Annotated in this window: 16 protein-coding genes; 2 read left to right on the top strand and 14 right to left on the bottom strand. The window is 65.5% G+C overall.

From position 1 onward, the window contains the following. Positions 1-120 precede the first annotated feature (120 nt). The 8 genes from J3S28_RS22545 to J3S28_RS22510 all read right to left on the bottom strand — a co-directional run bounded on the left by J3S28_RS22545 (position 121) and on the right by J3S28_RS22510 (position 11,405). The gene (locus J3S28_RS22545; RefSeq protein ID WP_207843143.1) at positions 121-1,383 is read right to left on the bottom strand and encodes a DUF5336 domain-containing protein; all 1,263 of its coding nucleotides are present in this window, start codon (positions 1,381-1,383) and stop codon (positions 121-123) included. Between the two features lie 271 nt (positions 1,384-1,654). Continuing rightward, the gene (locus tag J3S28_RS22540; protein WP_207843142.1) at positions 1,655-3,640 is read right to left on the bottom strand and encodes an acetoacetate--CoA ligase; all 1,986 of its coding nucleotides are present in this window, start codon (positions 3,638-3,640) and stop codon (positions 1,655-1,657) included. Then, a complete protein-coding gene (locus J3S28_RS22535) occupies positions 3,637-5,256 on the bottom strand; it encodes an AMP-binding protein (RefSeq protein WP_207843141.1) in 1,620 nt (539 codons plus the stop codon). The genes J3S28_RS22540 and J3S28_RS22535 overlap by 4 nt, the downstream gene beginning before the upstream one ends. A gap of 20 nt (positions 5,257-5,276) precedes the next feature. Continuing rightward, a complete protein-coding gene (locus J3S28_RS22530; RefSeq protein ID WP_207843140.1) occupies positions 5,277-6,113 on the bottom strand; it encodes an HpcH/HpaI aldolase/citrate lyase family protein in 837 nt (278 codons plus the stop codon). A gap of 24 nt (positions 6,114-6,137) precedes the next feature. Continuing rightward, positions 6,138-6,638, bottom strand: coding sequence for a MaoC family dehydratase (locus tag J3S28_RS22525; RefSeq protein ID WP_207843139.1), 501 nt, complete (start codon positions 6,636-6,638; stop codon positions 6,138-6,140). Further along, the gene (locus J3S28_RS22520) at positions 6,635-7,807 is read right to left on the bottom strand and encodes an acyl-CoA dehydrogenase family protein (protein WP_207843138.1); all 1,173 of its coding nucleotides are present in this window, start codon (positions 7,805-7,807) and stop codon (positions 6,635-6,637) included. Before J3S28_RS22520 ends, J3S28_RS22525 begins: the two co-directional genes overlap by 4 nt. Further along, the gene (locus J3S28_RS22515; protein ID WP_207843136.1) at positions 7,804-9,816 is read right to left on the bottom strand and encodes an acetyl/propionyl/methylcrotonyl-CoA carboxylase subunit alpha; all 2,013 of its coding nucleotides are present in this window, start codon (positions 9,814-9,816) and stop codon (positions 7,804-7,806) included. The genes J3S28_RS22520 and J3S28_RS22515 overlap by 4 nt, the downstream gene beginning before the upstream one ends. Before the next feature lie 5 nt (positions 9,817-9,821). Further along, positions 9,822-11,405, bottom strand: a complete 1,584-nt coding sequence (locus J3S28_RS22510) for a carboxyl transferase domain-containing protein (protein ID WP_372436063.1) — start codon at positions 11,403-11,405, stop codon at positions 9,822-9,824. Positions 11,406-11,860: 455 nt separating this feature from the next. On the opposite strand from J3S28_RS22510, the gene J3S28_RS22505 reads away from it, so the two are divergent. After that, entirely contained in the window at positions 11,861-15,412 is a 3,552-nt protein-coding gene (locus tag J3S28_RS22505; RefSeq protein WP_207843134.1) for an indolepyruvate ferredoxin oxidoreductase family protein, read from the top strand. Positions 15,413-15,427: 15 nt separating this feature from the next. Here the strand turns inward: J3S28_RS22505 and J3S28_RS22500 are convergent, their stop codons facing one another. The 6 genes from J3S28_RS22500 to J3S28_RS22475 form a co-directional block, all read right to left on the bottom strand. Continuing rightward, the gene (locus J3S28_RS22500; protein WP_207843133.1) at positions 15,428-16,810 is read right to left on the bottom strand and encodes an NtaA/DmoA family FMN-dependent monooxygenase; all 1,383 of its coding nucleotides are present in this window, start codon (positions 16,808-16,810) and stop codon (positions 15,428-15,430) included. A gap of 3 nt (positions 16,811-16,813) precedes the next feature. Further along, positions 16,814-17,935, bottom strand: coding sequence for an LLM class flavin-dependent oxidoreductase (locus J3S28_RS22495; RefSeq protein ID WP_207843130.1), 1,122 nt, complete (start codon positions 17,933-17,935; stop codon positions 16,814-16,816). Positions 17,936-18,025: 90 nt separating this feature from the next. Next, positions 18,026-18,643 (bottom strand): TetR/AcrR family transcriptional regulator, encoded by a 618-nt coding sequence (locus J3S28_RS22490; RefSeq protein ID WP_207843128.1) that lies wholly within the window; start codon positions 18,641-18,643, stop codon positions 18,026-18,028. 79 nt (positions 18,644-18,722) lie between these two features. Next, the gene (locus J3S28_RS22485; protein WP_207843126.1) at positions 18,723-19,394 is read right to left on the bottom strand and encodes a methionine ABC transporter permease; all 672 of its coding nucleotides are present in this window, start codon (positions 19,392-19,394) and stop codon (positions 18,723-18,725) included. Between the two features lie 2 nt (positions 19,395-19,396). Beyond that, positions 19,397-20,488, bottom strand: coding sequence for a methionine ABC transporter ATP-binding protein (locus tag J3S28_RS22480; protein ID WP_207843124.1), 1,092 nt, complete (start codon positions 20,486-20,488; stop codon positions 19,397-19,399). Next, complete coding sequence (locus J3S28_RS22475; RefSeq protein WP_207843123.1) at positions 20,481-21,350, bottom strand: MetQ/NlpA family ABC transporter substrate-binding protein; 870 nt, start codon at positions 21,348-21,350, stop codon at positions 20,481-20,483. Before J3S28_RS22475 ends, J3S28_RS22480 begins: the two co-directional genes overlap by 8 nt. A 172-nt stretch (positions 21,351-21,522) precedes the next feature. Between J3S28_RS22475 and J3S28_RS22470 the strand changes: the two genes are divergently transcribed. Continuing rightward, positions 21,523-21,711: hypothetical protein (locus J3S28_RS22470; protein WP_207843122.1), on the top strand; the 189-nt coding region annotated here is incomplete at its 3' end.

Raw genomic sequence — 21,711 nt, 5'->3', positions numbered from 1 at the left:
GGTCGATTCGCGATCCACCGCAACGTAACTGCAATCACGCGAGTCCGGGCACCGTCGTCCGAGTTTCCTCGGTGACAGTGCCCGGATCGTGCGTGCGGATCAGAACCGCATCAGGTGTCCTCAGTGCTCAGGCGACTTGAACTGCGTCGTCTGGTCTCCGTACGGGTTCTGCTCGGCGCTGCTGCCCGCGGCAGGGGTCTCGTAAGGATTCGGCGTGCTCGGCTGTGCGCCATAGCCCGGGGCGCTCGATGCGGACGGGGTGCTGGGGCTGCTCGGGGTGCTCGAGGGCACCGCGGTCGTGGCATCGGATGCATTCGAATCCGAGGCCTTGCCCAGGCCCACCGCGGGTGAATCCGGGGTGTTGCTCTGGCCATAGGACGTCTGCGCGTACGGGTTGCTCTGGCCGGGTGCCGCGGCCTGGTGGCCACCGCTGTGTTCGGACTGCGCGGACTGACCCGTCGCAGGCTGGCCGTACGCGGCGCCGTATCCGCCGGACTGGCCATAGCTCGTGCTCTGCTCCGCACCCTGGGTGGATCCGGTCTGCTGAGCTCCGGTGTTGAGTGCTCCCGTGTCGGTGCTCACCGCGGAATTCGCGGCGCCCGACGGACCGGTCTTGAGGATCCCGGAATCGACCAGCAGCCACACCACGGCGACTGCGGCCTGGATGAAGCCGAAGACGAGCAACAGGATGAACCCGATGGCCGAGTCGCCGAAGATGTCCACACCGGTGATCAGGTGGAACAGCAGGAACAGCGCTGCCACCACGGAGGTGACCGCCACAGCCCCGCTGACCTTTGCCGTCTGGTTCGGCAGCAATGTCGTCGCGGCGGTCAGACCGGCGATGGCCAGGGCGACCAGGCCGATGGCCGGGAACCATCCGAAGTTGTTCGGCGCGTCGTCACCGTCGAGGGCGGGTGCGAAGCCGAGGAAGAAGTTGATGAGCCCGAGCCCACCGAGTGCGTAGATGAGGTAGGTCCCGAACGCTGCGGGCAGACCCTGGGGAGCGCGGGCGGCGGGCTGGCCGTACCCCTGCTGTCCGTACCCCTGAGCTGGCTGCTGGCCGTATCCCTGCTGACCGTAGCCCTGGGCGGGCTGCTGGCCGTATCCCTGCTGTCCGGCGGCGGGCTGCTGACCGTAGCCCTGCTGGCCGTAGCCCTGCTGCCCGTACCCCTGGGCCGGCTGCTCGCCGTATCCCTGCTGACCGGCACCGGATTGCTGACCGTAGCCCTGCTGGCCCGCGGCCGGCTGCTGACCGTAGCCCTGTTGTCCGTATCCCTGGTTGTACGTCTGACCACTTGCTTCGGGTTGTCCTGCGCCGGGGTACTGGCCGCCCTGGTAAGGCTGCTGCGAACCGTAGCCGGACCCGCCGGGTTGATAGCTCATGTTCACTCCTGCGTTCGAGGGTGTAGTCCCATTCGATGTTCACGGACCTGTTGTTCGTCGGGCACCACGCTAGTACATGCTCCGGTGGCGACAAGGTCCGATTTCGCTGCGACGTCGTCCGTCCGAGGTCCTCGTGTCATCTGTCGGAACTACGGTTGGCGGTGTGGACGATGCAGGGGGCACGGTCCTGCGTCACGCCGAGTCATCGGATCATGTGTGCCGGCACCATGTGAACGATTTGACGCGCGCTGAACGCAACGAACCGCAGGGTTCAGGCCCAGCTGTGTTCGGCACCGCGCTCGCGGAACCACCCCAGCAGATCAGGGTCGTCGACCGAGCGTGGATCGACCGCGACATCAGATCGTCCGGCGAGGATGGCTGTCACCGGGACCTCCAACTTCTTCCCGGTCCGGGTGTGCGGGATGCCGGGCGCGACGATCACCTCGTCGGGCACATGGCGCGGTGACAGCCGGGCCCGGATCTCGGACCGGATCTCGGCGATCAGCGCGTCGTCCAGGTTCGACCCTGGTGTCAGCGTGACGAACAGCGGCATCCAGTAGGCACCGCCGGGGCCGTCGACACCGAGCACGAATCCCTCTGAGACCTGGTCGATCGCCTCGACGACCTCGTAGATGTCCGCGGACCCCATCCGGATGCCGTTGCGATTCAGGGTCGCGTCGCTCCGTCCATGGATGACGATCGAGCCCCGCTCGGTGAGCGTCACCCAATCCCCGTGGCGCCACACATGCGGCCTCGGTCCGGCGGACCACTGATGATCGAAGTAGGCCGCGCGGTAGCGCTCGCCGTCGGGGTCGTCCCAGAATCCCACCGGCATCGACGGCATCGCAGTGGTGATCACCATCTCGCCCACCTCCCCCACCAGAGGCGTGCAGTCCGGACTCCAGCTCTCCAACTCCACCCCGAGGTAGCGGACCGACAATTCTCCCGCGACGACCGCGATCCCCGGTGATCCGCCCGCGAACGCGGTGACCACGTCGGTACCACCACTGATCGACGACACCGGGATTCCCTGCCGCACATGCTCGTCGATCCACACGAACAGGTCGGCAGCCAGGGTCGAACCGGTGCTGCCGATCGTGCGGAGCGCAGCGAGCTCATGATCGGACCCCGGGTTCAGGTTTGCCTTGCGAGACGCCTGCAGTTGCCCTGGGCTCGTCCCGAAGTAGCTGACCTTCTCCGACTCGACGACCTGCCAGAGCCGATCGGCATCGGGGTACAGGGGATGTCCGCTGTAACAGACGATCCGGGCCCCGACAAGAAGCCCCGCGATCTGATAGTTCCACATCATCCAGCTCAACGCGGTCTGCCAGAAGAACACGTCGTCGGAATCCAGGTCGGCGTGCAGGCCAACGGCTTTGAGGTGCTCGAGCAGCACCCCACCGTGGCCGTGCATGATGCCCTTGGGTTTACCGGTCGTGCCGGAGCTGAACAGCACCCAGAGCGGATGGTCGAAGGGCACCGGCTCGGTGATCAAGTCCGCCGGCCGGCTCGCCGCTGCGGTGAACTCGGTTGCAGTGGTGAACGGTTCACCGCCGGAGGGTTGATCTGCGCTCCGCTGCGCCTGCTGGTCGCCCACCCTCACCACCAGCTGACCCGCGAGCGTGGGGAGCAACGCTGCCAACTCGGCGCTGTCACCGCGCTTGTCGATCCATTTCCCGCCGTACCGATAGCCGTCGGCCCACACCAGCACCTTGGGCCCGAGCTGGGCGAGACGGCCGGCGGCTCCCGCCGGCGCATAGTCCTGGCCGCAGCCGGAGAACACAGCGCCGAGAGACGCCGCCGCGAGGAACGCGATCACGGCTTCGGGCACGTGCGGCAGATAGGCGACTACCCGGTCACCGCGCCCGACACCGAACTCCCGCAACGTCGCCGCGACCCCCGCCACCTGCGGAGCGAGCTCTGACCAGGCAATTTCGGTTCGCCCGCCGTCCTCCGTCAGCCCGACGATGGCGGCGCGCGGGAGGCCGGTGTGCCTCAGGATCTGGTCCACATAGTTCAGCGACACTCCCGGGAACCAGCGAGCACCCGGCATGGTCGGGTCTGCGAGGACGTCCTCGTCGGACTCCCCCAACTCCGTGCCACCGGACGGGGTGAGCGCATACCGGTTCCACAGCTCACGCCAGAACTGCTCTGGGTGCTCGATCGACCACTGCCACAACGCCTCATAGCCGGTGAGGTCGAGGCCACGCTCGGCGCCGACGCGGGCGGCAAAATCTTCGATAGCGCTTGTCGTCACCCCCCGAGTATGCCGACAGCCTGCTCTCGCATCTGCACTTTCCGGACCTTGCCGGTGACCGTCATCGGGAACTCGTCGACGACGTGCACGTATTTCGGGATCTTGTGCCGGGCCACCTTGCCGTCGGCGAACTCTCGAAGATCTTCGGCCGTGAAGCCGGTGACGCCGTCACGCAGCCTGATCCAGGCCATCAACTCTTCGCCGTACTTCTCATCCGGGACGCCGATCACCTGGGCGTCGAGAATGTCGGGATGGGTGTAGAGGAACTCCTCGATCTCGCGAGGGTAGATGTTCTCCCCGCCCCGGATGACCATGTCCTTGATCCGTCCGGTGATCTGCACGTACCCGTCCGCGTCCATCACCGCGAGATCACCGGTGTGCATCCAGCCGTCGGTGTCGAGTGCCTCCGCGGTCTTGTCCGGCTGGTTCCAGTAACCGACCATCACGCTGTAGCCCCGGGTGCAGAACTCGCCCGTCTCGCCCCGTGGTGCGGTCTCGCCGGTGATCGGATCGACGACCTTGATCTCCAGGTGCGGACCCACCCGGCCGACCGTCCCCACCCGTCGCTCGAAGGTGTCGTCGGCTCGGGTCTGCGTCGAGACCGGCGACGTCTCGGTCATGCCGTAACAGATCGACACCTCGGACATGTGCATCTTGTTGATGACCTGCCGCATGACCTCGGCCGGACACGGTGAGCCCGCCATGATCCCGGTACGCAGACTGCTCAGGTCGTAGTCATCGAAATCACTGAGCGCGAGTTCGGCGATGAACATCGTCGGCACGCCGTACAGACTCGTACATTTCTCTGTCGCAACCGCTTTGAGAGTGAGTCCCGGGTCAAACCCCGGCGCCGGGATCACGATTGCGGCACCGTGGGTGGTGGCCGCGAGGTTGCCCATCACCATCCCGAAGCAGTGGTAGAACGGCACCGGGATGCAGATGCGGTCCGCGTCGGTGTAATTACAGAGTTCACCGACAAGGTAGCCGTTGTTCAGAATGTTGCGGTGGGACAGCGTGGCGCCCTTGGGGTTTCCGGTCGTGCCAGAGGTGTACTGGATGTTGATCGGATCCTCCGGCGACAGTGCAGCCGCCGCGGCGTCGAGCTCCGAGAGCTCCGATTCGTCCGGTGTCGAGGTGAGTTCGGTCCATTCCGGCGAACCGAGGAGCACCGCAGCGGAGAACTGCGGGCACTTCTCGAGCGCGGCGGCGAGCATACCGGCGTAGTCGGCGCCCCGGAACTCGCGTGCAGCGATCACGGTGCGGGCGCCGGACTGGTTCAGGGCGAACTCGATCTCGGTCTGCCGGTAGGCCGGGTTCAGATTGACCAGGATCAGTCCGAGTTCGGCGGTGGCGTACTGGGTCAGCACCCATTCGACGCAGTTGGGAGCCCACAACCCCACCCGATCTCCCGGGACGAGTCCACTGCGTGCGAACCCTGCGGCGAGCGCCCGTACCCGCTCCCGGAACTCTCGGTAGGTCCAGCGCTGTCCCGTCGCCGCGTCGATGACGGCGTCGTTGTCGGCGAACTTCTCTGCGGTCGCCCGCAGCGATTCTCCGATGGTCACGGTCAGCAGCGGCGGGGTGGCCTCGCCCTGGGTGTACGACAACTCGCTCATCTTCGACGCTCCTGGTTGTTCTATGTGCCGATGGACTCGGCTCGGCGCATGATCGCCTCCGCCTGACCGAGCAACGGCGAATCGATCATCTGATTCCCCACCCTGAAAACACCCCCGGGGTTGTTCTCCGCGGCTTCGAGAACTTCCCTGGCCCAACTAACCTCGCCCTCGGTCGGGCGATACGCGGAGCGCACGATCTCCACCTGTGACGGATGGATGCACGCGGTGGCCTCGTAACCCAGGTTCACCGCGTCCAGCGCCTCGGCGTGCAGACCGTCGGTGTCGGCGATCTCGATGTGCACTGCGTCGATGGCGAAGCGGCCATGGGTCGCGCACGCCAACCGAACCATCGCCCGGACCTGACGCACCACATCGCGATAACGCCCGGTGTTGTCCTCCGCGGCGGTGAAACGACTCGAGCGACCACCCATCGAGGCGACCAGGTCCTCGGCGCCCCACATGAGTCCGATGCAATTGGGCGCCGCCGCGATCTCGTCGGCGTGCATGGCACCCGTCGGTGTCTCGATCAGCGCGATCACCTGGTACCCGACGCCGGCGACTTCCTCGGCGCTCTCCGCCTTGGCCAGCATGACCACGCGGTAGTCGGTCTGTGCGAGCGCTTTGATGTCCCTGAAGTGATCGCCGGTGCCCGCGGAGTTGATCCGCACGATGGTGACGTTCGGATCGATCGGCGTGCTGATCAGTGCTTCGCGGGCCCCGTCACGCGCCTCGGCGCGAACGGCATCCTCGAGATCGATGATGACGGCGTCGGCCCGCTCGGCCGCCTTGGCGTATCGCTCCGGTCGGTCGGCCGGGCAGAACAAAATCGCCGGACCGGGTGGGCTCCAGTTCGTCACCGTGGTTCCTCCTGTGTGGTGTTGTTACGGTTCCTTGCGTATCAAAGTCGAACGCTGTGCGATGGCCACAACATCGCCGTGCTGGTTCTTTCCGATATGTCGCAATGACACCACGCCTTCGCCCGGCCGCGATTTGCTTTCCCGTTTTCCCGTGCAGACCGTTTCGGCATACAGGGTGTCGCCGTGGAACATCGGTTTGGGGAAGGCGATCTCTGAAAAGCCCAGGTTCGCAACCAGCGTTCCCTGCGTCAACTGGCTCACCGACAGTCCGACGATCGTCGAGAGCGTGAACATCGAGTTCACAAGGCGCTCCCCGCCGAATCCCGGCTGGGTTGCGGCGAAAGCAGCATCGAGGTGCAGCGCTTGGGAGTTCATGGTCAGTGTGGTGAACAGTACGTTGTCGGCTTCGGTCACCGTGCGCCCGGGTCTGTGCTCGTACACCGTGTCGACCTCGAACTCGTCGAACCACAAGCCGCGCTGAGTCACCCGTCTGGGCTGTCCGGATGCCTGAGGGGTGTCGCTCATGAGAACCCCAGTTCCCGCGCGATCAGCATGAGTTGCACCTCAGTGGTTCCTTCGCCGATCTCGAGGATCTTCGAATCCCGATAATGGCGCGCAACCGGGTACTCGTTCATGAATCCGTAGCCACCGTGAATCTGGGTGGCCGCACGGGCATTGTCCATCGCGGCCTCACTGGACACCATCTTGGCGATGGCCGCTTCCTTCTTGAAGGGCTTGCCGGCAAGCATTTTCGAGGCAGCGTGATAGTACGCGGTCCGCGCGGTGTGAGCCCTCGCTTCCATCCGCGCGATGGTGAACGCCACCGACTGGTATTCGCCGATCGCCTTACCGAACGATTGCCGCTCCTTGGCGTACTTCACGCTTTCATCGACGCAGCCCTGTGCCACGCCCGTCGCCAACGCCGCGATGGCGATCCGACCCTCGTCGAGGATCGACAAGAAATTCGCGTACCCACGGCCGCGCTCGCCCAGCAGGTTTTCCAGGGGAACCCTGGCGTCGGAGAAGCTCAGTGGGTGTGTGTCGGAGGCATTCCAACCGACTTTGTTGTAGGCAGGTTCGGCCACGAATCCGGTTGTGCCGCTGGGCACGATGATGGTGGAGAGCTCCTTGCGCGGTCGTCCGTCCGGACCGGGTGCACGGTCGCCGGTGACTGCGGTGACCGTCACCAGCGAGGTGATGTCGGTACCGGAATTGGTGATGAACTGTTTGGAGCCGTTGATGATCCAGTGATCACCGTCTTCTTTGGCGGTCGTGGCCGTCGCTCCGGCATCCGACCCCGCACCGGGCTCTGTCAGTCCGAAGCCGGCCAGCGCACGGCCAGCGGTCAAATCAGGCAGCCAGGTCTGCTTCTGCTCTTCACTGCCGAATCGGTAGATGGGCATCGCGCCCAGCCCTACCCCGGCTTCCAGCGTGATGGCCACCGATTGATCGACCTTCCCGAGTTCCTCGAGAGCGAGGGACAGCGCAAAATAGTCGCCGCCCATGCCGCCGTACTCTTCCGGGAAAGGCAGCCCGAACAAGCCCATCTCGCCCATCTGGCGCACCACGTCGTACGGAAAACTGTGTTCTGCATCGTGCTTCGCCGACACCGGCGCCACCACGGACTTCGCGAAATCAGCAACGGTCTTGCGGAGTTCGTCGTATTCCGTTGTCAGGTCATCGGTCACGCTCATGCGGGGGTTCCTTCCGAGTTCTCGGTCACCGTTGCCAGAGTTTGTCCGGAGGTGACCTTGTCGCCGACCCCCACGTTCACAGTGAGATCACCGGAGCGCGGGGCGGTCAGGGTGTGTTCCATCTTCATCGCCTCGACCACCAACACCGGTTCACCGGCCCCGACCGCGTCACCGCCGGCATTGATGACGGCGACAACGGTTCCGGGCATCGGACTGGTGATCACGCCGAGGGCTTCGGTCGCGCCGGACGCCTTGAGAATCCGCGCCTTGCCGACTTGCCACGTGCCGGTTGCGCCTGCGACCGTTCCGCTGACCCAGTAGGTGTGATCGGTGTCGGTGACGTGTTCGAGCTGCGAGGTCGGCTTGGTCTCGGCGATCAGCCAGCGCCCGCCCGCACCGTCGATCGTGAGTCGCTCACCGACCAGCGATGCGTTGGCGGTCCAGTCCCCGACGCTCACGTGCGCGTCGGTCTCAGGTCCGGTGACGTTCACGGTCACCACGTCATCGCCCACCTGCAGTCGGGTGCGAGTCGGTGCCGCGCCGCCGATCCGCCAGCCGACCTGGGAGGTCCACGGTGAACCGCCCTGCCGGGCCTGCCGGACGCGGTGTAGTCCGATGAGTGCCAACGCTTCCGGAGGCACCGGCGCCGGCTGGTAGTCCACGATCAACCGGTCGAGGAGCTCGGTGTCGAGATCACCGGAACGCACCTTCGGCTGATCGAGAACGAAGTCGCAGAAGTCGATGTTCGTCTGCAGGCCCAGCACGTGCGTGTCGGCGAGCGCGGCCCGGAGTCGATCGATGGCATCGTCCCGATCCGTCCCGTGGACGATCACCTTGGCGAGCATGGGGTCGTAGTCACTACCGACCACACCACCGGTGATCATGCCCGAATCGACACGGATGCCGGGCCCCGACGGTTCGTCGACCAACAGCAGAGGTCCACCCGTGGGGAGAAAGCCTGCTGCCGGATCTTCCGCATACACCCGGGCTTCGATCGCGTGCCCGGTCATCGTGACGTCGTCCTGCCCGAAGTCGAGCTTCTCACCGGCCGCAACGCGCAACTGCCAATCGACCAGATCGATGCCCGTGACCAGCTCGGTGACCGGATGTTCCACCTGCAGACGAGTGTTCATCTCCATGAAGAAGAACTCGTCGGGCTTGTGCGCGGAGACGATGAACTCCACGGTCCCGGCGCCGGTGTAGCCGACCGATCGCGCGGCATCGCACGCTGCGGCCCCTATTCGCGCCCGGGTGACCTCGTCCAGCAATACCGACGGCGCCTCTTCGATGACCTTTTGATGGCGGCGTTGCAGAGAGCACTCGCGTTCACCGAGGTGAACCACGTTGCCGTGGTTGTCGGCGAGGACCTGGACCTCGATGTGCCGCGGTGTGTCGACGAACCGCTCCATGAAGAGTGTGTCGTCGCCGAACGCGGCAGCGGCCTCCCGTCGTGCGGTGCGCAACGCGGCGGGTAGTTCAGCCGGATCGGCGACCCGGTGCATACCTTTGCCGCCACCACCGGCACTGGGCTTGATCAGCACGGGGAAGCCGATATCGGATGCGGCACCGATCAATTCGTCATCGGTGAGCCCCGGGCGCGAGATCCCGGGAACCACGGGGACATCACGCTCGGACACCGCGGCACGCGCCGCGATCTTGTCGCCCATCACCTCGATGGCCGTCGCAGGCGGCCCCAGGAAGATGATCGATGCCTCCGCCAGTGCCTTGGCGAAAGCTGAGTTCTCGGAGAGGAAGCCGTAGCCGGGATGCACCGCGTCGGCACCCACCCGCTGGGCCGCACCGATCACCGCGTCGACGCTCAGATAGCTCTCGGTCGCCGCAGCCGGACCGATCCGCACCGCTTCGTCGGCGAGACGCACGTGCAGCGCATCGGAATCGACATCGGAATAGACGGCCACACTTCGGATCCCGGACGCCTTGAGCGTTCGGATCACCCGGCACGCGATCTCGCCGCGGTTGGCGATGAGGACCTTGTTGATCGTTGTCATCTCACTCACATCCGGAAGACGCCATAGGAGACCGGCGCGAGCGGCGCGTGACGCGCTGCAGCGAGTGCCAGTCCGAGAACAGTACGGGTATCGGCGGGGTCGATCACACCGTCATCCCAGAGTCGCGCGGTCGAGTAGTAGGCGTCGGATTGGCGTTCGAACTGTTCGCGAATCGGCGATTTGAACTGTTCTTCGTCCTCGCTCGACCATTCGTCCCCGCCACGTTCGATCTGATTGCGACGCACGGTGGCCAGGGTGTCGGCGGCCTGTGGGCCACCCATCACCGAGATGCGGGCGTTCGGCCACATCCACAGGAAACGCGGCGAATACGACCTGCCACACATCGAATAGTTACCCGCCCCGAAAGATCCGCCGATCATCACGGTGAACTTGGGCACCCGCGCGCAGGCCACCGCGGTCACCATCTTGGCGCCGTTCTTCGCGATACCACCCTGCTCGTACTCTTTGCCCACCATGAATCCGGTGATGTTCTGCAGGAACACGAGCGGGATCTTGCGTTTGTCACACAGTTCGATGAAGTGCGCTCCTTTGAGTGCGCTCTCACTGAACAGGACGCCGTTGTTGGCGATGATGCCGACCGGATGACCGTGGATGTGGGCGAAAGCGGTCACCAGTGAGGTGCCGTACCCCTCCTTGAACTCGTTGTATTCGCCTCCGTCGGAGATGATCTCGATGACCGCGCGCACGTCGTATGGTGTTCGTGCGTCCGTGGGGACCACATCGTAGAGGTCGGTTTGCGGCACACGTGGCTCGCGGATCGGCTCGACCTCCCACTGCGCCGGTTCCACGGGACCGAGCGTGGCGACAATACCCCGGACCCGCTCGAGGGCGTCCTCGTCGTTGTCGGCGAGGTGATCGGTGACGCCGGAGACGGTCGAATGCATCAGTCCCCCACCGAGGTCCTCGGCGGTGACATCTTCACCGGTGGCTGCTTTCACCAGCGGTGGACCCGCCAGGAAGATCGTGCCCTGATCGCGGACGATCACCGTCTCGTCGCTCATCGCAGGCACGTAGGCGCCGCCGGCGGTAGACGATCCCAGGACAGCCGAGATCTGCGGAATGCCCGCGGCACTCATGTTGGCCTGACTGAAGAAGATCCGACCGAAATGGTCGCGATCGGGGAACACCTCGTCCTGCTGGAGCAGCATCGCACCGCCGGAGTCGACCAGGTAGATGCAGGGCAACCTGTTGGCGGCGGCGATCTCCTGCGCCCGGAGATGCTTTTTGACCGTCACCGGGTAGTAGGTGCCGCCGGAAACGGTGGCGTCATTGGCGATGATCAGGCATTCGCGGCCGGCGACGCGGCCGATGCCGGCGATCACACCGGCGGCAGGCACCTTTCCGCCGTACATGTCCTCGGCTGCGAGCGGTGCTATCTCGAGGAATGGGCTACCGGCGTCGAGCAGCGTGTCGATGCGATCCCGCGGGAGCAGCTTGCCGCGGCTGAGGTGGCGCTCACGCGCCTTGTCGCCCCCACCCAGAGCGACGCGATCGAGTCGGCGCCGCAGTTCGACGAGATTGCTCTCGTGCGCCTGCCGCCACTGGGCTGTGGCTGCCGTCGTGGACACCAATGTCCACTCCTTTCAGTTAGGAGCGATTAACTGAAATCACCATAAGCGCTGGCAAGTCCATTGTCACGTGATTCGTCACAATCCGGGGTCAGAACGCCCCGGCCCTGACACTCGATAGGCGCGTTCTCGGGACGCCGGCTTACCGGGGCGGTGAGCAAGGCGAACTCGCCCCGCCCGCGTGTGGCCCGCGTGCTCTGGACGAGGGAGCGAGGGAGCGCAGCGACTGAGTCGACTGAGGAAGAGCACGCGATAAAGGGCCGCACGCCCCGCGTAGCGAAGCGGAGCGAAAAAACACAGCTGGTGAGACGAAGAAACAAACCCGACCCACTCACTACCCAACCCACACTCTCGTGACCACGGTCACAGTGCAGTACGATCGGCACTACCGAAAGCACGTCCTCGCCCCACCACCCCCGGGGCGGAACAACAACATAGAGAGCCGGGAAACACCCATGACCCTCGCAACGCAGCACCACAACGAAGGCGATCACGATCGCGATCCACTCGGCGGCAACGCTTCGCCCGTGGAATCCTTCTCGCTCGATGACCGGTACACCAGAGAGACCGGAACCGTGTATCTCACCGGTATCCAGGCCCTGGTCCGGATGGTCCGTGACCGCGCGAAACTAGATCGACGCCAGAATCTCGACACCGCCTCGTTCATCTCGGGCTACGAGGGCTCGCCGTTGGCGGGTTATGACCTGGAGATCGCCCGCCGAGCGCAGTACCTCGCACCCTTCGACGTCGTGCACCGCCCCGGCCTCAACGAGGAGATCGCCGCCACGTCGGTGATGGGCTCACAGGTGGCCGCCCAGGTCGGCACGCTTGCCGGAACAACCCAGGGCATCGTCGGCTACTGGTACGGGAAGGCGCCGGGTCTCGACCGCGCCACCGACGCCCTGCGGCACGCCAACATCATCGGCACCCACCCCACGGGTGGTGCCGTCGCGCTGGTCGGCGACGACCCGGGTGCGAAGAGTTCGACCGTTCCCTGCGCGTCCGAGATGGCTCTCGCCGACCTGTACATGCCGATCTTGTACCCCGCCGATTCGCAGGACATCCTCGATCTCGGTGTGCACGCCGCCATTATGTCCCGCGTGTCCGGCCTGTGGACGTCGCTGAAGATCTCCGCCCATGTCGCCGACGGCGCCTCCACCGCCGACGTGCACCCCGATCGCATCCTCCCCGTGTACGGAGATCTCGGCACGAGCCCGCACGTTCCCAGCGGAAAATTGCTGGGCGCCAACCTGATGGAACTCGAGCAGAATCAGCTCACCACCCGCCTGCCGCGGGCCATGGAGTACGCCCGCGTCAACCGGCTCAACCGGATCACCGCTCGCACCGCCGACGACCGCATCGGGATCGTCGCGGCAGGTAAGACCTACATGGATGTCCGGGAAGCCCTGCGGCTCATCGGCATCAGCGATGACGAACTGGCCGGGCTCGGGATCCGCATCCTCAAGATGGGCATGGTCTACCCGTTCGAGCGCGAGATCATGAACGACTTCATCTCCGGTCTCGACGAGGTCATCGTGGTCGAGGAGAAGCGCGACTTTCTCGAGACGATGATGCGCGACATCCTCTTCCGCCGCCCGGACGTACCCAACATCGTGGGCAAGACCAACGAGGACGGCTCGACGCTGTTCTCCCGGTTCGGCGAACTCGACATCGACTCGGTCACCCGCGGGCTCGCGAATCGGCTGGGCAAGCAGCACCGTGTCCCGGCCGCCATGAACTGGCTCGAGACGAAGGGGCGTGGCCGTGGCCGCATCGAACTGCCCCTGGCGGTACGAACGCCCTACTTCTGCTCGGGATGTCCCCACAACAGCTCCACCAAGGTTGCCGATGGCACGCTCGTGGGTGCCGGGATCGGTTGTCACGCCATGGTTCTGCTCATGGATCCCTCCCAGGTGGGTGAGATCGCCGGGGTGACCCAGATGGGCGGCGAGGGCGCACAGTGGCTCGGCATGTCGCCGTTCGTGGACGAACACCATTTCGTCCAGAACATCGGTGACGGCACCTTCATGCACTCGGGATCGCTGGCCGTACGGTCCGCGGTGGCCTCGGGCGCCAACATCACCTACAAGCTGCTGTTCAACGGCACCGTGGCCATGACGGGCGGGCAAGATCCCGTCGGCCAGATGACACTGCCCCAGATCGTCAATCTGCTGCTGGCCGAACGGGTCCAGAAGGTGGTCGTCACCTCCGACGATCCCATCCGCACACGCTCTCTCGGTCTGCCCGGTGGCGTCGAGGTACGGCCCCGGGAGGAGATGATGCGGATCCAGCAAGATCTCGCGAGCACGCCCGGTGTCACCGTGCTCATCCATGACCAGGCCTGTGCGGCGGAGAAGCGCCGTAAGCGCAAGCGCGGCAAAGCCGAGACGCCGAAGCAGCGGGTGATGATCAACGAGCGCATCTGTGAGGGCTGTGGCGATTGCGGCGAGAAGAGCAACTGTCTGTCGGTGCATCCGGTGGAGACGGACTTCGGACGCAAGACCCATATCGACCAGAGTTCGTGCAATCTCGACTTCTCGTGCCTCAAGGGAGACTGCCCGTCATTTGTCACCGTCACCCCGTCAGAGAAGGAACGGGTGCGCCAGACCGTCTCGGACATAGCGGCCGGCGTCCTGCCCGCCCCGTCGGTCACGAAGGACATCAACGACGGTTTCACGTTGCGCGTCACCGGAATCGGTGGGACAGGCGTGGTGACGGTGTCGCAGATCATCGCCACCGCCGCAGTCCTGGACGGGCATGTCTCCCGCACCGTCGACATGACCGGGCTCGCGCAGAAGGGCGGTGCCGTGGTCAGCGATGTGAAGGTCAGCGCCCGCGTCGTCGAGCAGGCCGCCAAGGTCGCCTCCGGCGATTGCGACCTCTACCTCTCGTGTGACGGTCTGGTCGGGGTCGACCCGGCAAACCTGAAGGTCGCCTCACCGGACAAGACGACAGCGGTCGTCTCCACCACGAAGATCCCGACCGGCGCCATGGTCATCGACACCTCGGTCTCGTATCCGGCGGATTCGGAGATCTCGTCGTCGATCAACCGATCCGTTCGCCGTGGCATCTACATCGACTCGGGAGCACTCACCCTCGACCTGTTCGGTGACGAGCAGTTCGCGAACATGCTGATGGTCGGCGCGGCCTATCAGTCCGGGGCGATGCCGATCTCAGCCGATTCGATCGAGCGGGCCATCGACCTCAACGGTGTCGCGACCGAGCGCAACCTGCAGGCATTCCGTCGTGGCCGTCAGGTCGTCGCCGACCGCGACGCTGTCAGCGCGGCCATCACGGAAACGCACCCGGCACCGCCGCCCTGGCGGCCCAGTGCCCAGGCGGTCGCTCTGACAGCATCGATCTCGACCGCGAGCCCTGAGGTGATCGCCACCGTGCAACGCCGTATCGACGAACTCGCCGAATACCAGGATCTCGACTACGCGACCGATTACGCGCGGTTCGTCGAACGGGTCGCCCGCGCCGAGGGTGATCCCACGGCGTCTGGGCTCACCGACACCGTGGCCCGGAACCTGTTCAAGCTCATGGCATACAAGGATGAGTACGAGGTTGCCCGGCTCACCCAGGACACCGCATTCGCCACCGAGGTCGCCGAGCAGTTCGGTCCCGACGCCAAGGTCGCGGTACGCCTGCACCCACCGACGCTGCGGGCACTGGGCATGAAGAACAAGATCGCCATCGGTCGCTGGGGTGTGCCCGCGATGTCGGCGCTGGCCAAGGCAAAGCGCCTGCGCGGCACCAAGCTCGATCCGTTCGGTCGCGCCGAGGTGCGCCAGACCGAACGTGCGCTCATCGGTGAGTACCGGGACATGATCACCCGCGTGCTCACCGCCATGGCCGACGGCACAGTCGGTGCTCCCCAGCGCCGCAACGTCATCGCCCTCGCGGATCTGCCGGACATGGTCCGGGGCTACGAGGACATCAAGATGGGCAACGTCGAGCGCTATCGGGCCGCGGTCGCTGAACAGTCGGCGGCCCTGGGCATCTGATCCCGCAAACGGAGGTCAGAGGGGCGGCAACGCGAGGTGCTCGCGCAGGGTCGTGGTCGTGTACTCCGTCCGGTACACGCCCCGGTCTTGCAGGGCGGGTACCAGCTTGTCGACGAGGTCGTTGACCGAATCGAGCAGGTGGTAGGGATTGATGTTGAAGCCGTCGACAACCCGATGGCGCACCAGATCCGCCCAGCGATCAGCGATGGAACTCGCCGTGCCCGTGTGATATTTCGGTGACGGCGCGACTTCGAGGACGAGTTCTCGGATCGACAGGCCCTTGTCCTGGGAGAGAAGCCGCCACTGCTCGATCTGCTCGAGCTTGCCGGTCCGAGAAGCGATGGCCAGGGTTCCACGACTCGGATCGAGTTCGTCCTCGACCGGTTCGATGTCGGGCAGCGGGCCATCCGGGTCGTAGGCGGACAAGTCCTTGCCCCAGTAGTGCTCGAGGAACGCCAGGGAACGTTGTGGGTTGTAGGTGTTCGCGTGCAGCCACCGCCCCTTTTCTTCCGCCTCCGCCTCGGTGTCGCCGAGAACCAGGGTGACCCCGGGAAGGATGCGCAGCGAGTCCGGTGTCCTGCCGTACGCGGCGAGCCGCGTACGCAGATCGCGGGCATACGTCACTGCTGCATCGAACTCCGCGTTCGCAGAGAACACCACATCGGCATGGCGAGCCGCCAGTTCGCGGCCCCCGGTGGAGTCGCCGGCCTGGAACAGCACGGGACGACCCTGGCGGCTCGACGGCACCGTCGGTAGCGCCCGGGCCCGAAGGAGGTCGGTGTCACGCTCGACGATCCTCGATCGTGCTGCCGACAGCCAACTCTCGGCCTCGCCGTCGTTCGCGACGTCGGCGTTGCCCCAGGCGGACCAGTATTCCTTCGCGAAGTCGACGAGTTGAGTGGCGCGCTCGTAACGACGCTCGTGCTCGAGCCAGCCGCCGTGCCGGAAGTTCTCCCCGGTCCAGGCGTTGTCGGTGGTCACGATGTTCCAGCCGGCGCGTCCGTCGGACAGGATGTCCAGACTTGCCAGCCGCCGGACCAGATCGGTGGGCAGCGAGTAGGTCGTGTTCTGCGTCGCGACGAGGCCGATCTTGTCGGTGGCCGCGATCAGCGCCGATAGTTGTGTGATGGCGTCGGGTCGCCCGGCGACGTCGGTCGAGAGAATGTCGCCGCGATTCTCGCGGACCCGCTGGCCATCGCCGAGGAAGAACGCGTCGAACAGTCCGCGTTCCAGGGTCGTCGCGACCTCGACGAACGTGTCGGCAGATGCGTGATCGGCGGCGTTCGGGTCTTCCCAGACCGTCTGTGGCCCGACCCCGGGATAGAAGACACCGAGGTGGATCTGCGCGTCGGCGTCGTACGGGGCGCCGGTGTCAGGCGTTGCGTGGCGGTCGACCATGGCTTATGCGCCTCCAGTTCGTCGGTGTCCGACATAGCGGCTCGCGGTCCACGGCAGACCCAGCGTCTCCCGCAGGGTCGCGCCGGGGGTCGGGGGTGAGTGCACCCCCGATGCGGTGAGCGCGGGGATCACCTCGCGGGCGAGGATATAGAGATCTGTGGTCGTGACCGCCGGGTGCAGCCGTACCCCGTCGACCACGTCCGCCAGCGAGGTCAGGGCCTCGACGAGGTCCGTGGGCGACCCCTCGAAACGGAACCGGCCGGTGTCCGGCCAGTCCGCATGTCCGCCGAGCTCCGCCGACCGCCGGCCGGCCGAAACCCCGTCGGCGTCGAGGACGACCTCGACCTCTGCGAAGACCAGGGCGGCTCCCGCATCCCCCGCGACGACGGCCGAGCCGGCGATCGACGGGACATCGGATTCCGCGACCAAGGCGATATCGAGCTGAGCGGAGATGCCCAGGGAGGCATCGGCGAGGACGACGACCTGTCCCTGTGGCGGCCGCTGAGTGATCAGCGGACCGACGACGGAGAAGAACTCACCGTCGAATCGGGTGTGGTGCACCTTGTTCGGGTCGAGGAACCGGCCGGTGGCGGTATCCCGGATCACCGCGTCGTCCTCCCAGGAATCCCACAGCCGGCGAGCGACCTCGACGACGTCGCGCGCCTCGCGCACGGCCGCGGCCGGATCACGTGGCACCGAGCCCACGGCGGCGTGGACGTCGGGCGAATTGTCGACACCGACGACCCATGCCGCTCGGCCATGCGAGGCGTGATCCAGGCTCGCGAGCGCCGTGGCGAGGTGGAACGGTTCGGTGGTCAGCGCCTGCACGGTGGGACCGAGACCGACCGTCGTGGTCGTCGTCGCCGCGAACGCAGCTTTTGTCCCGCTGTCCAGGCGGCCCACGGCGACCGCGGACGAGCCGTCCACAGAGGACGCGGGCACCACCCGATCATCAAAGGTCACCAGCGCGAATCCCGCTGTCTCGGCGACCGCCACCGAATCCCGGAGCGCCTGCGCAGACACCACTTCCGCGGGCGGGCGCCCCCAGAAGCGCCAGGCGGCGGGGTGGGCGCCCGCTCCGTCGATCTCGACGGCAACATGCAGCGTGCTGCGACTTCGAACCATGCCTCGACCATGTCGGCACCGGGCGCCGACCAAAACCCTTGCGCGCGCACTGGGTGAAACAGGCGCGCCGGGAATATCTGAGGTCAGCCGTCAGCTCAACAAAGCCGAATGGGCCATCAGGGTCAACAATTTCGACTGCCGCGACGTCTCGAGGTCGGGCAGACGCGGCGAGGAGTTGATCAATCCGAACACCGCCTGGACCCTCGTCTGGGCCTCTTGACGGGGCATCGGATCACGCAATCGGAGAAGGACGTCGGTCCACAACTCGACGTATTTGCGTTGCAGCCGACGAACCTCACGTCTGGCTTCGGGGGTGAGCGAGGACATGTCCCGATCCTGCACCCGGATCAGTTCGGGCTCGGTGGTGGCGAACCTGACGTGGAAGGCGATGAGACCGTCCAGGGCATCGGCGTCACCGAAGGAGCGTTCCAGCACGCCCTGTCCACCGGCGTACAGACGTTGCGAGATGCCGACGAGCATCTCGGCCAGGACGGCGTCCTTGCCCGAGAAGTGTCGGTACATGGCGGGCCCACTCACACCGACGGCCGCACCGATGTCTTCGAGCCGCACGCCGGCGAAACCCCGCTCGGCCATCAGCCGCGCGGCGGCAGCCAGGAGTTCGCGACGACGAGCCGCTTTCGCCAGACCGCGACGGGTGACCGGCGTCGCCATCGACGTCGGCTCCGGCGTATCGGCTGCAGAGGTCATCGTCGAGTCAGAGTACCGGCGCCCCGGGCCGCCACCTACGGCAACGGCGCCATCGGTGCCCGAGTCGCCGGCACGGAGATCACCGATGCAGGGCCCGCTTGGCCAGCCAGTTGCCCAACAGCTGGCCGAGCTGCACCAAGATGATCAGCATGGCGATGACGACGACCGTGAGTTTCCAGTTGAATTGCTGGTAGCCGTACTGCTGGGCGAAATCGCCGAGTCCGCCGCCGCCGACGTACCCCGCCATCGCGGACATGTCGACGATTGCCACGAAGACGAAGGCGTAACCCAGGATCAGCGGCGGCAGTCCTTCCGGGATCACCACGGTCAGCAGGGTGCGGGTACGGCTGGTGCCCATGGCCCGGGCGGCTTCGACCACACCGGGGTCCACCGCAATCAGGTTCTGCTCCACGACACGACCGATCACGAACACCGCCATGACCGTCATCGGGAAAATCGCCGACTCGGTTCCGATCCGGGTACCCATCACCTCCTTCGTCAGCGGTGCCATGGCCGTGATGAAGATGATGAACGGGATGGGCCGCACGATGTTCACGGCGATGTTCAGCGTGTGATAGACCGCCGCGTTCGCGAGCAGGTTGCCCGGCCTGGTGGCGTACAGCAAGCCACCGAGACCGAGACCGATCACGCCGCCGATCACGAGGGTGAACCCGACCAGTTGGAAGGTCTGGATCACCGCTTCCCACAGGATCGGGCGCAGCTCCGGGGTGATGATGTCTCCGAGGAACATGCTCACACCTCCCCTGTCACAGTGTGTTCGGCAGATTGGTGTTGGGTCAGCTCGTGTTCGGTCACGGTTGTCACGGTGCGCAGCCGCTCGATGACGCGATCGATGTCGGCGTCAGATCCCTGCACTGCGAACGTCAGCGACCCGATGGGCCGTCTCGACAGTTCGGTGATACCACCGAAGATCACCGAGGCGTTGACGCCCGGCACCGCGAAGTAGGCGGTCACATCGCCTGCGGAGTCGGCGAATTCGCGAATCGCAACGGTCAGTAACCGACCGTGGTGGCGACTTCGAAGGCGCTCGAGGACGGCGTCTGTCGGGACGTCACCGATCGCCGAACGGACGAGGCGCCTGGTGATCGGTGACGACGGTGAGGAGAAGACGTCGTACACCGCCCCGTGCTCGGCCAGCGTGCCGGAATCGAGAACCGCCACGTGGTCGCAGATTTCGCGCACCACGTCCATCTCGTGCGTGATCACCACGATGGTCGTACCGAACTGACGATTCACCCGGCGGAGCAATCCGAGGATCTCCGTGGTGGTGTCCGGGTCGAGCGCGCTGGTCGCCTCGTCGGCGAGCAAGATCTTCGGGTTGGTCGCCAGGGCGCGGGCGATACCCACCCGCTGCTTCTGTCCGCCGGACAGTTGCTGCGGGTATTGCTTCGATTTATCGCTGATACCAACGAATTCGAGCAGTTCGGCTACGCGCTGAGTCCGCTCGGCCCGCGGGACACCCGCGACCTTCAGCGGGTATTCGACATTGCCCGCGACGGTGCGTGAGCCGAACAGGTTGAACTGCTGGAAGATCATGCCGATCTCGCCGCGGACCCGTCGCAGCTGCCGCTCACCGGCCCGGCTGATGTCCTCGCCGTCGATGAGCACCTGCCCCTCGTCGACCGTCTCGAGACCGTTGATCAGCCGGACCAGTGTGCTCTTACCTGCGCCCGAGTACCCGATGACACCGGCGATGGTCCCCGCTCCGACCTCGAGCGAGACGTTGTCGACCGCGACGAGTTCCTTGCCTTTTCGGCTACGGAACTTCTTGGTGACCCCGCGCAGAGCGATCGCCGGCGCATCGACGAGTGTCTTCTCAGGCACCGCTGGTGTTGACCTGGGCTTCGAGTTCCTTGGTCAGCTCCTGGAGCTCGGTCGGCGGGTTCGTCTTGAACACCCCACTGTCGCCGAGATCCTTCTTGGCAGCAGCCTCGACCTCGGGATCGTGGTAGATCTCGGTGAGCTTGAGGTAGTCGGCGTTGTTCTTGTCTTTGTCCTGTGCCACAAAGGCGTTGATGTATGGCTTCGCGATATCGCTGTTGGGGTCGTCCTGCGCGATCACCTTGTCGGCACCGAGGTTGGCCGAGGTCGCATAGTTGTTGTTGACGATCGCGGCGTCCACCGAGTCGAGGCTCTGCGCGGTCTGACCGGCGTCGACCGCGGTGACCTTCACCTTCGACGCGCCCTCGTCGATATCGGCGAGAGTCGAGAACGCGTTGCCGCCGTTCTTCAGCGAGATGAGTCCGGCCTGCTGCAGGACCAGAAGTCCGCGTGCCTGGTTGGTCGGGTCGTTCGGGATCACAACGCTGCCACCCTGCGGGATCTCGTCGACCGAGGCGTGCTTGGTCGAGTAGAGAGGCAGCGGGTAGACGGCCGTGGCGCCGATGGGCACCAGGTTCTGGTTGTTCTTGGCGTTGTAGGTCGCGAGGTAGAGCAAGTGCTGGAACTCGTTGAGCTGCAGCTCGCCTTCGGCCAGAGCCGGGTTGGGCTGGTTGTAGTCCGTGAAGTTCACCAGTTCGACGTCGATGCCCTCGTCAGAGGCCTTCTCCTTGAACACGTTCCAGTAGCTCTCGCTCGCGTCGGCGACGCCGATCTTGACGGTGTCCGAGTCGTCACTGCCACAGGCCGCCACCCCCAGTGCGAACAGCGGCACCACCAGCAGGAGGGCAAGTCTCTTCAGTCGCATGACACCCGTCACCTTTCGTTTCACGCCCCGGATCGGCTCCGGCGCCTAAAAACTGTAACGACCCCCTTCAGCGATCCCTGCCACGCGGGCCGCTCACTACCGACGTCAAAGACGTTGACCTGGATCGACATCCGCGTGTCGAATTAGAATCTCTCAGATTCTAGGGAATACCGTGGGCGCGCGCTTTTCAGGCGCCGACCGTGCCTTTGCTACCGCCGACCGTGCCCTACCACCCGTCTTGGGCTCAAGGGAACGTCGCAACACCCTGAGAAAAGAGGGTGATTCGATGGGCACACCGCCTGTTCCGGTGATGAAGGTTCGGATGTTTTGGCAGTTGAAGGCTGGCGGGGTGTCGACGAAG

It is taken from the genome of Williamsia soli (genome assembly GCF_017377795.1).
GTDB classification, from domain to species: domain Bacteria; phylum Actinomycetota; class Actinomycetes; order Mycobacteriales; family Mycobacteriaceae; genus Williamsia; species Williamsia soli.
The sequence above is the reverse complement of the archived record's forward strand: the minus strand, read 5'-3'. Positions and strand labels throughout refer to the sequence as shown.

Bases quoted from the DNA above. Each gene is read 5' to 3' on its own strand.
- J3S28_RS22495 (WP_207843130.1), bottom strand. From the start codon at position 17,935: ATGGTTCGAAGTCGCAGCACGCTGCATGTTGCCGTCGAGATCGACGGA.
- J3S28_RS22520 (WP_207843138.1), bottom strand. From the start codon at position 7,807: ATGAGCGTGACCGATGACCTGACAACGGAATACGACGAACTCCGCAAG.
- J3S28_RS22535 (WP_207843141.1), bottom strand. From the start codon at position 5,256: ATGAGCGAGTTGTCGTACACCCAGGGCGAGGCCACCCCGCCGCTGCTG.
- J3S28_RS22525 (WP_207843139.1), bottom strand. From the start codon at position 6,638: ATGAGCGACACCCCTCAGGCATCCGGACAGCCCAGACGGGTGACTCAG.
- J3S28_RS22515 (WP_207843136.1), bottom strand. From the start codon at position 9,816: ATGACAACGATCAACAAGGTCCTCATCGCCAACCGCGGCGAGATCGCG.
- J3S28_RS22505 (WP_207843134.1), top strand. From the start codon at position 11,861: ATGACCCTCGCAACGCAGCACCACAACGAAGGCGATCACGATCGCGAT.
- J3S28_RS22490 (WP_207843128.1), bottom strand. From the start codon at position 18,643: ATGACCTCTGCAGCCGATACGCCGGAGCCGACGTCGATGGCGACGCCG.
- J3S28_RS22485 (WP_207843126.1), bottom strand. From the start codon at position 19,394: ATGTTCCTCGGAGACATCATCACCCCGGAGCTGCGCCCGATCCTGTGG.
- J3S28_RS22545 (WP_207843143.1), bottom strand. From the start codon at position 1,383: ATGAGCTATCAACCCGGCGGGTCCGGCTACGGTTCGCAGCAGCCTTAC.
- J3S28_RS22475 (WP_207843123.1), bottom strand. From the start codon at position 21,350: ATGCGACTGAAGAGACTTGCCCTCCTGCTGGTGGTGCCGCTGTTCGCA.
- J3S28_RS22500 (WP_207843133.1), bottom strand. From the start codon at position 16,810: ATGGTCGACCGCCACGCAACGCCTGACACCGGCGCCCCGTACGACGCC.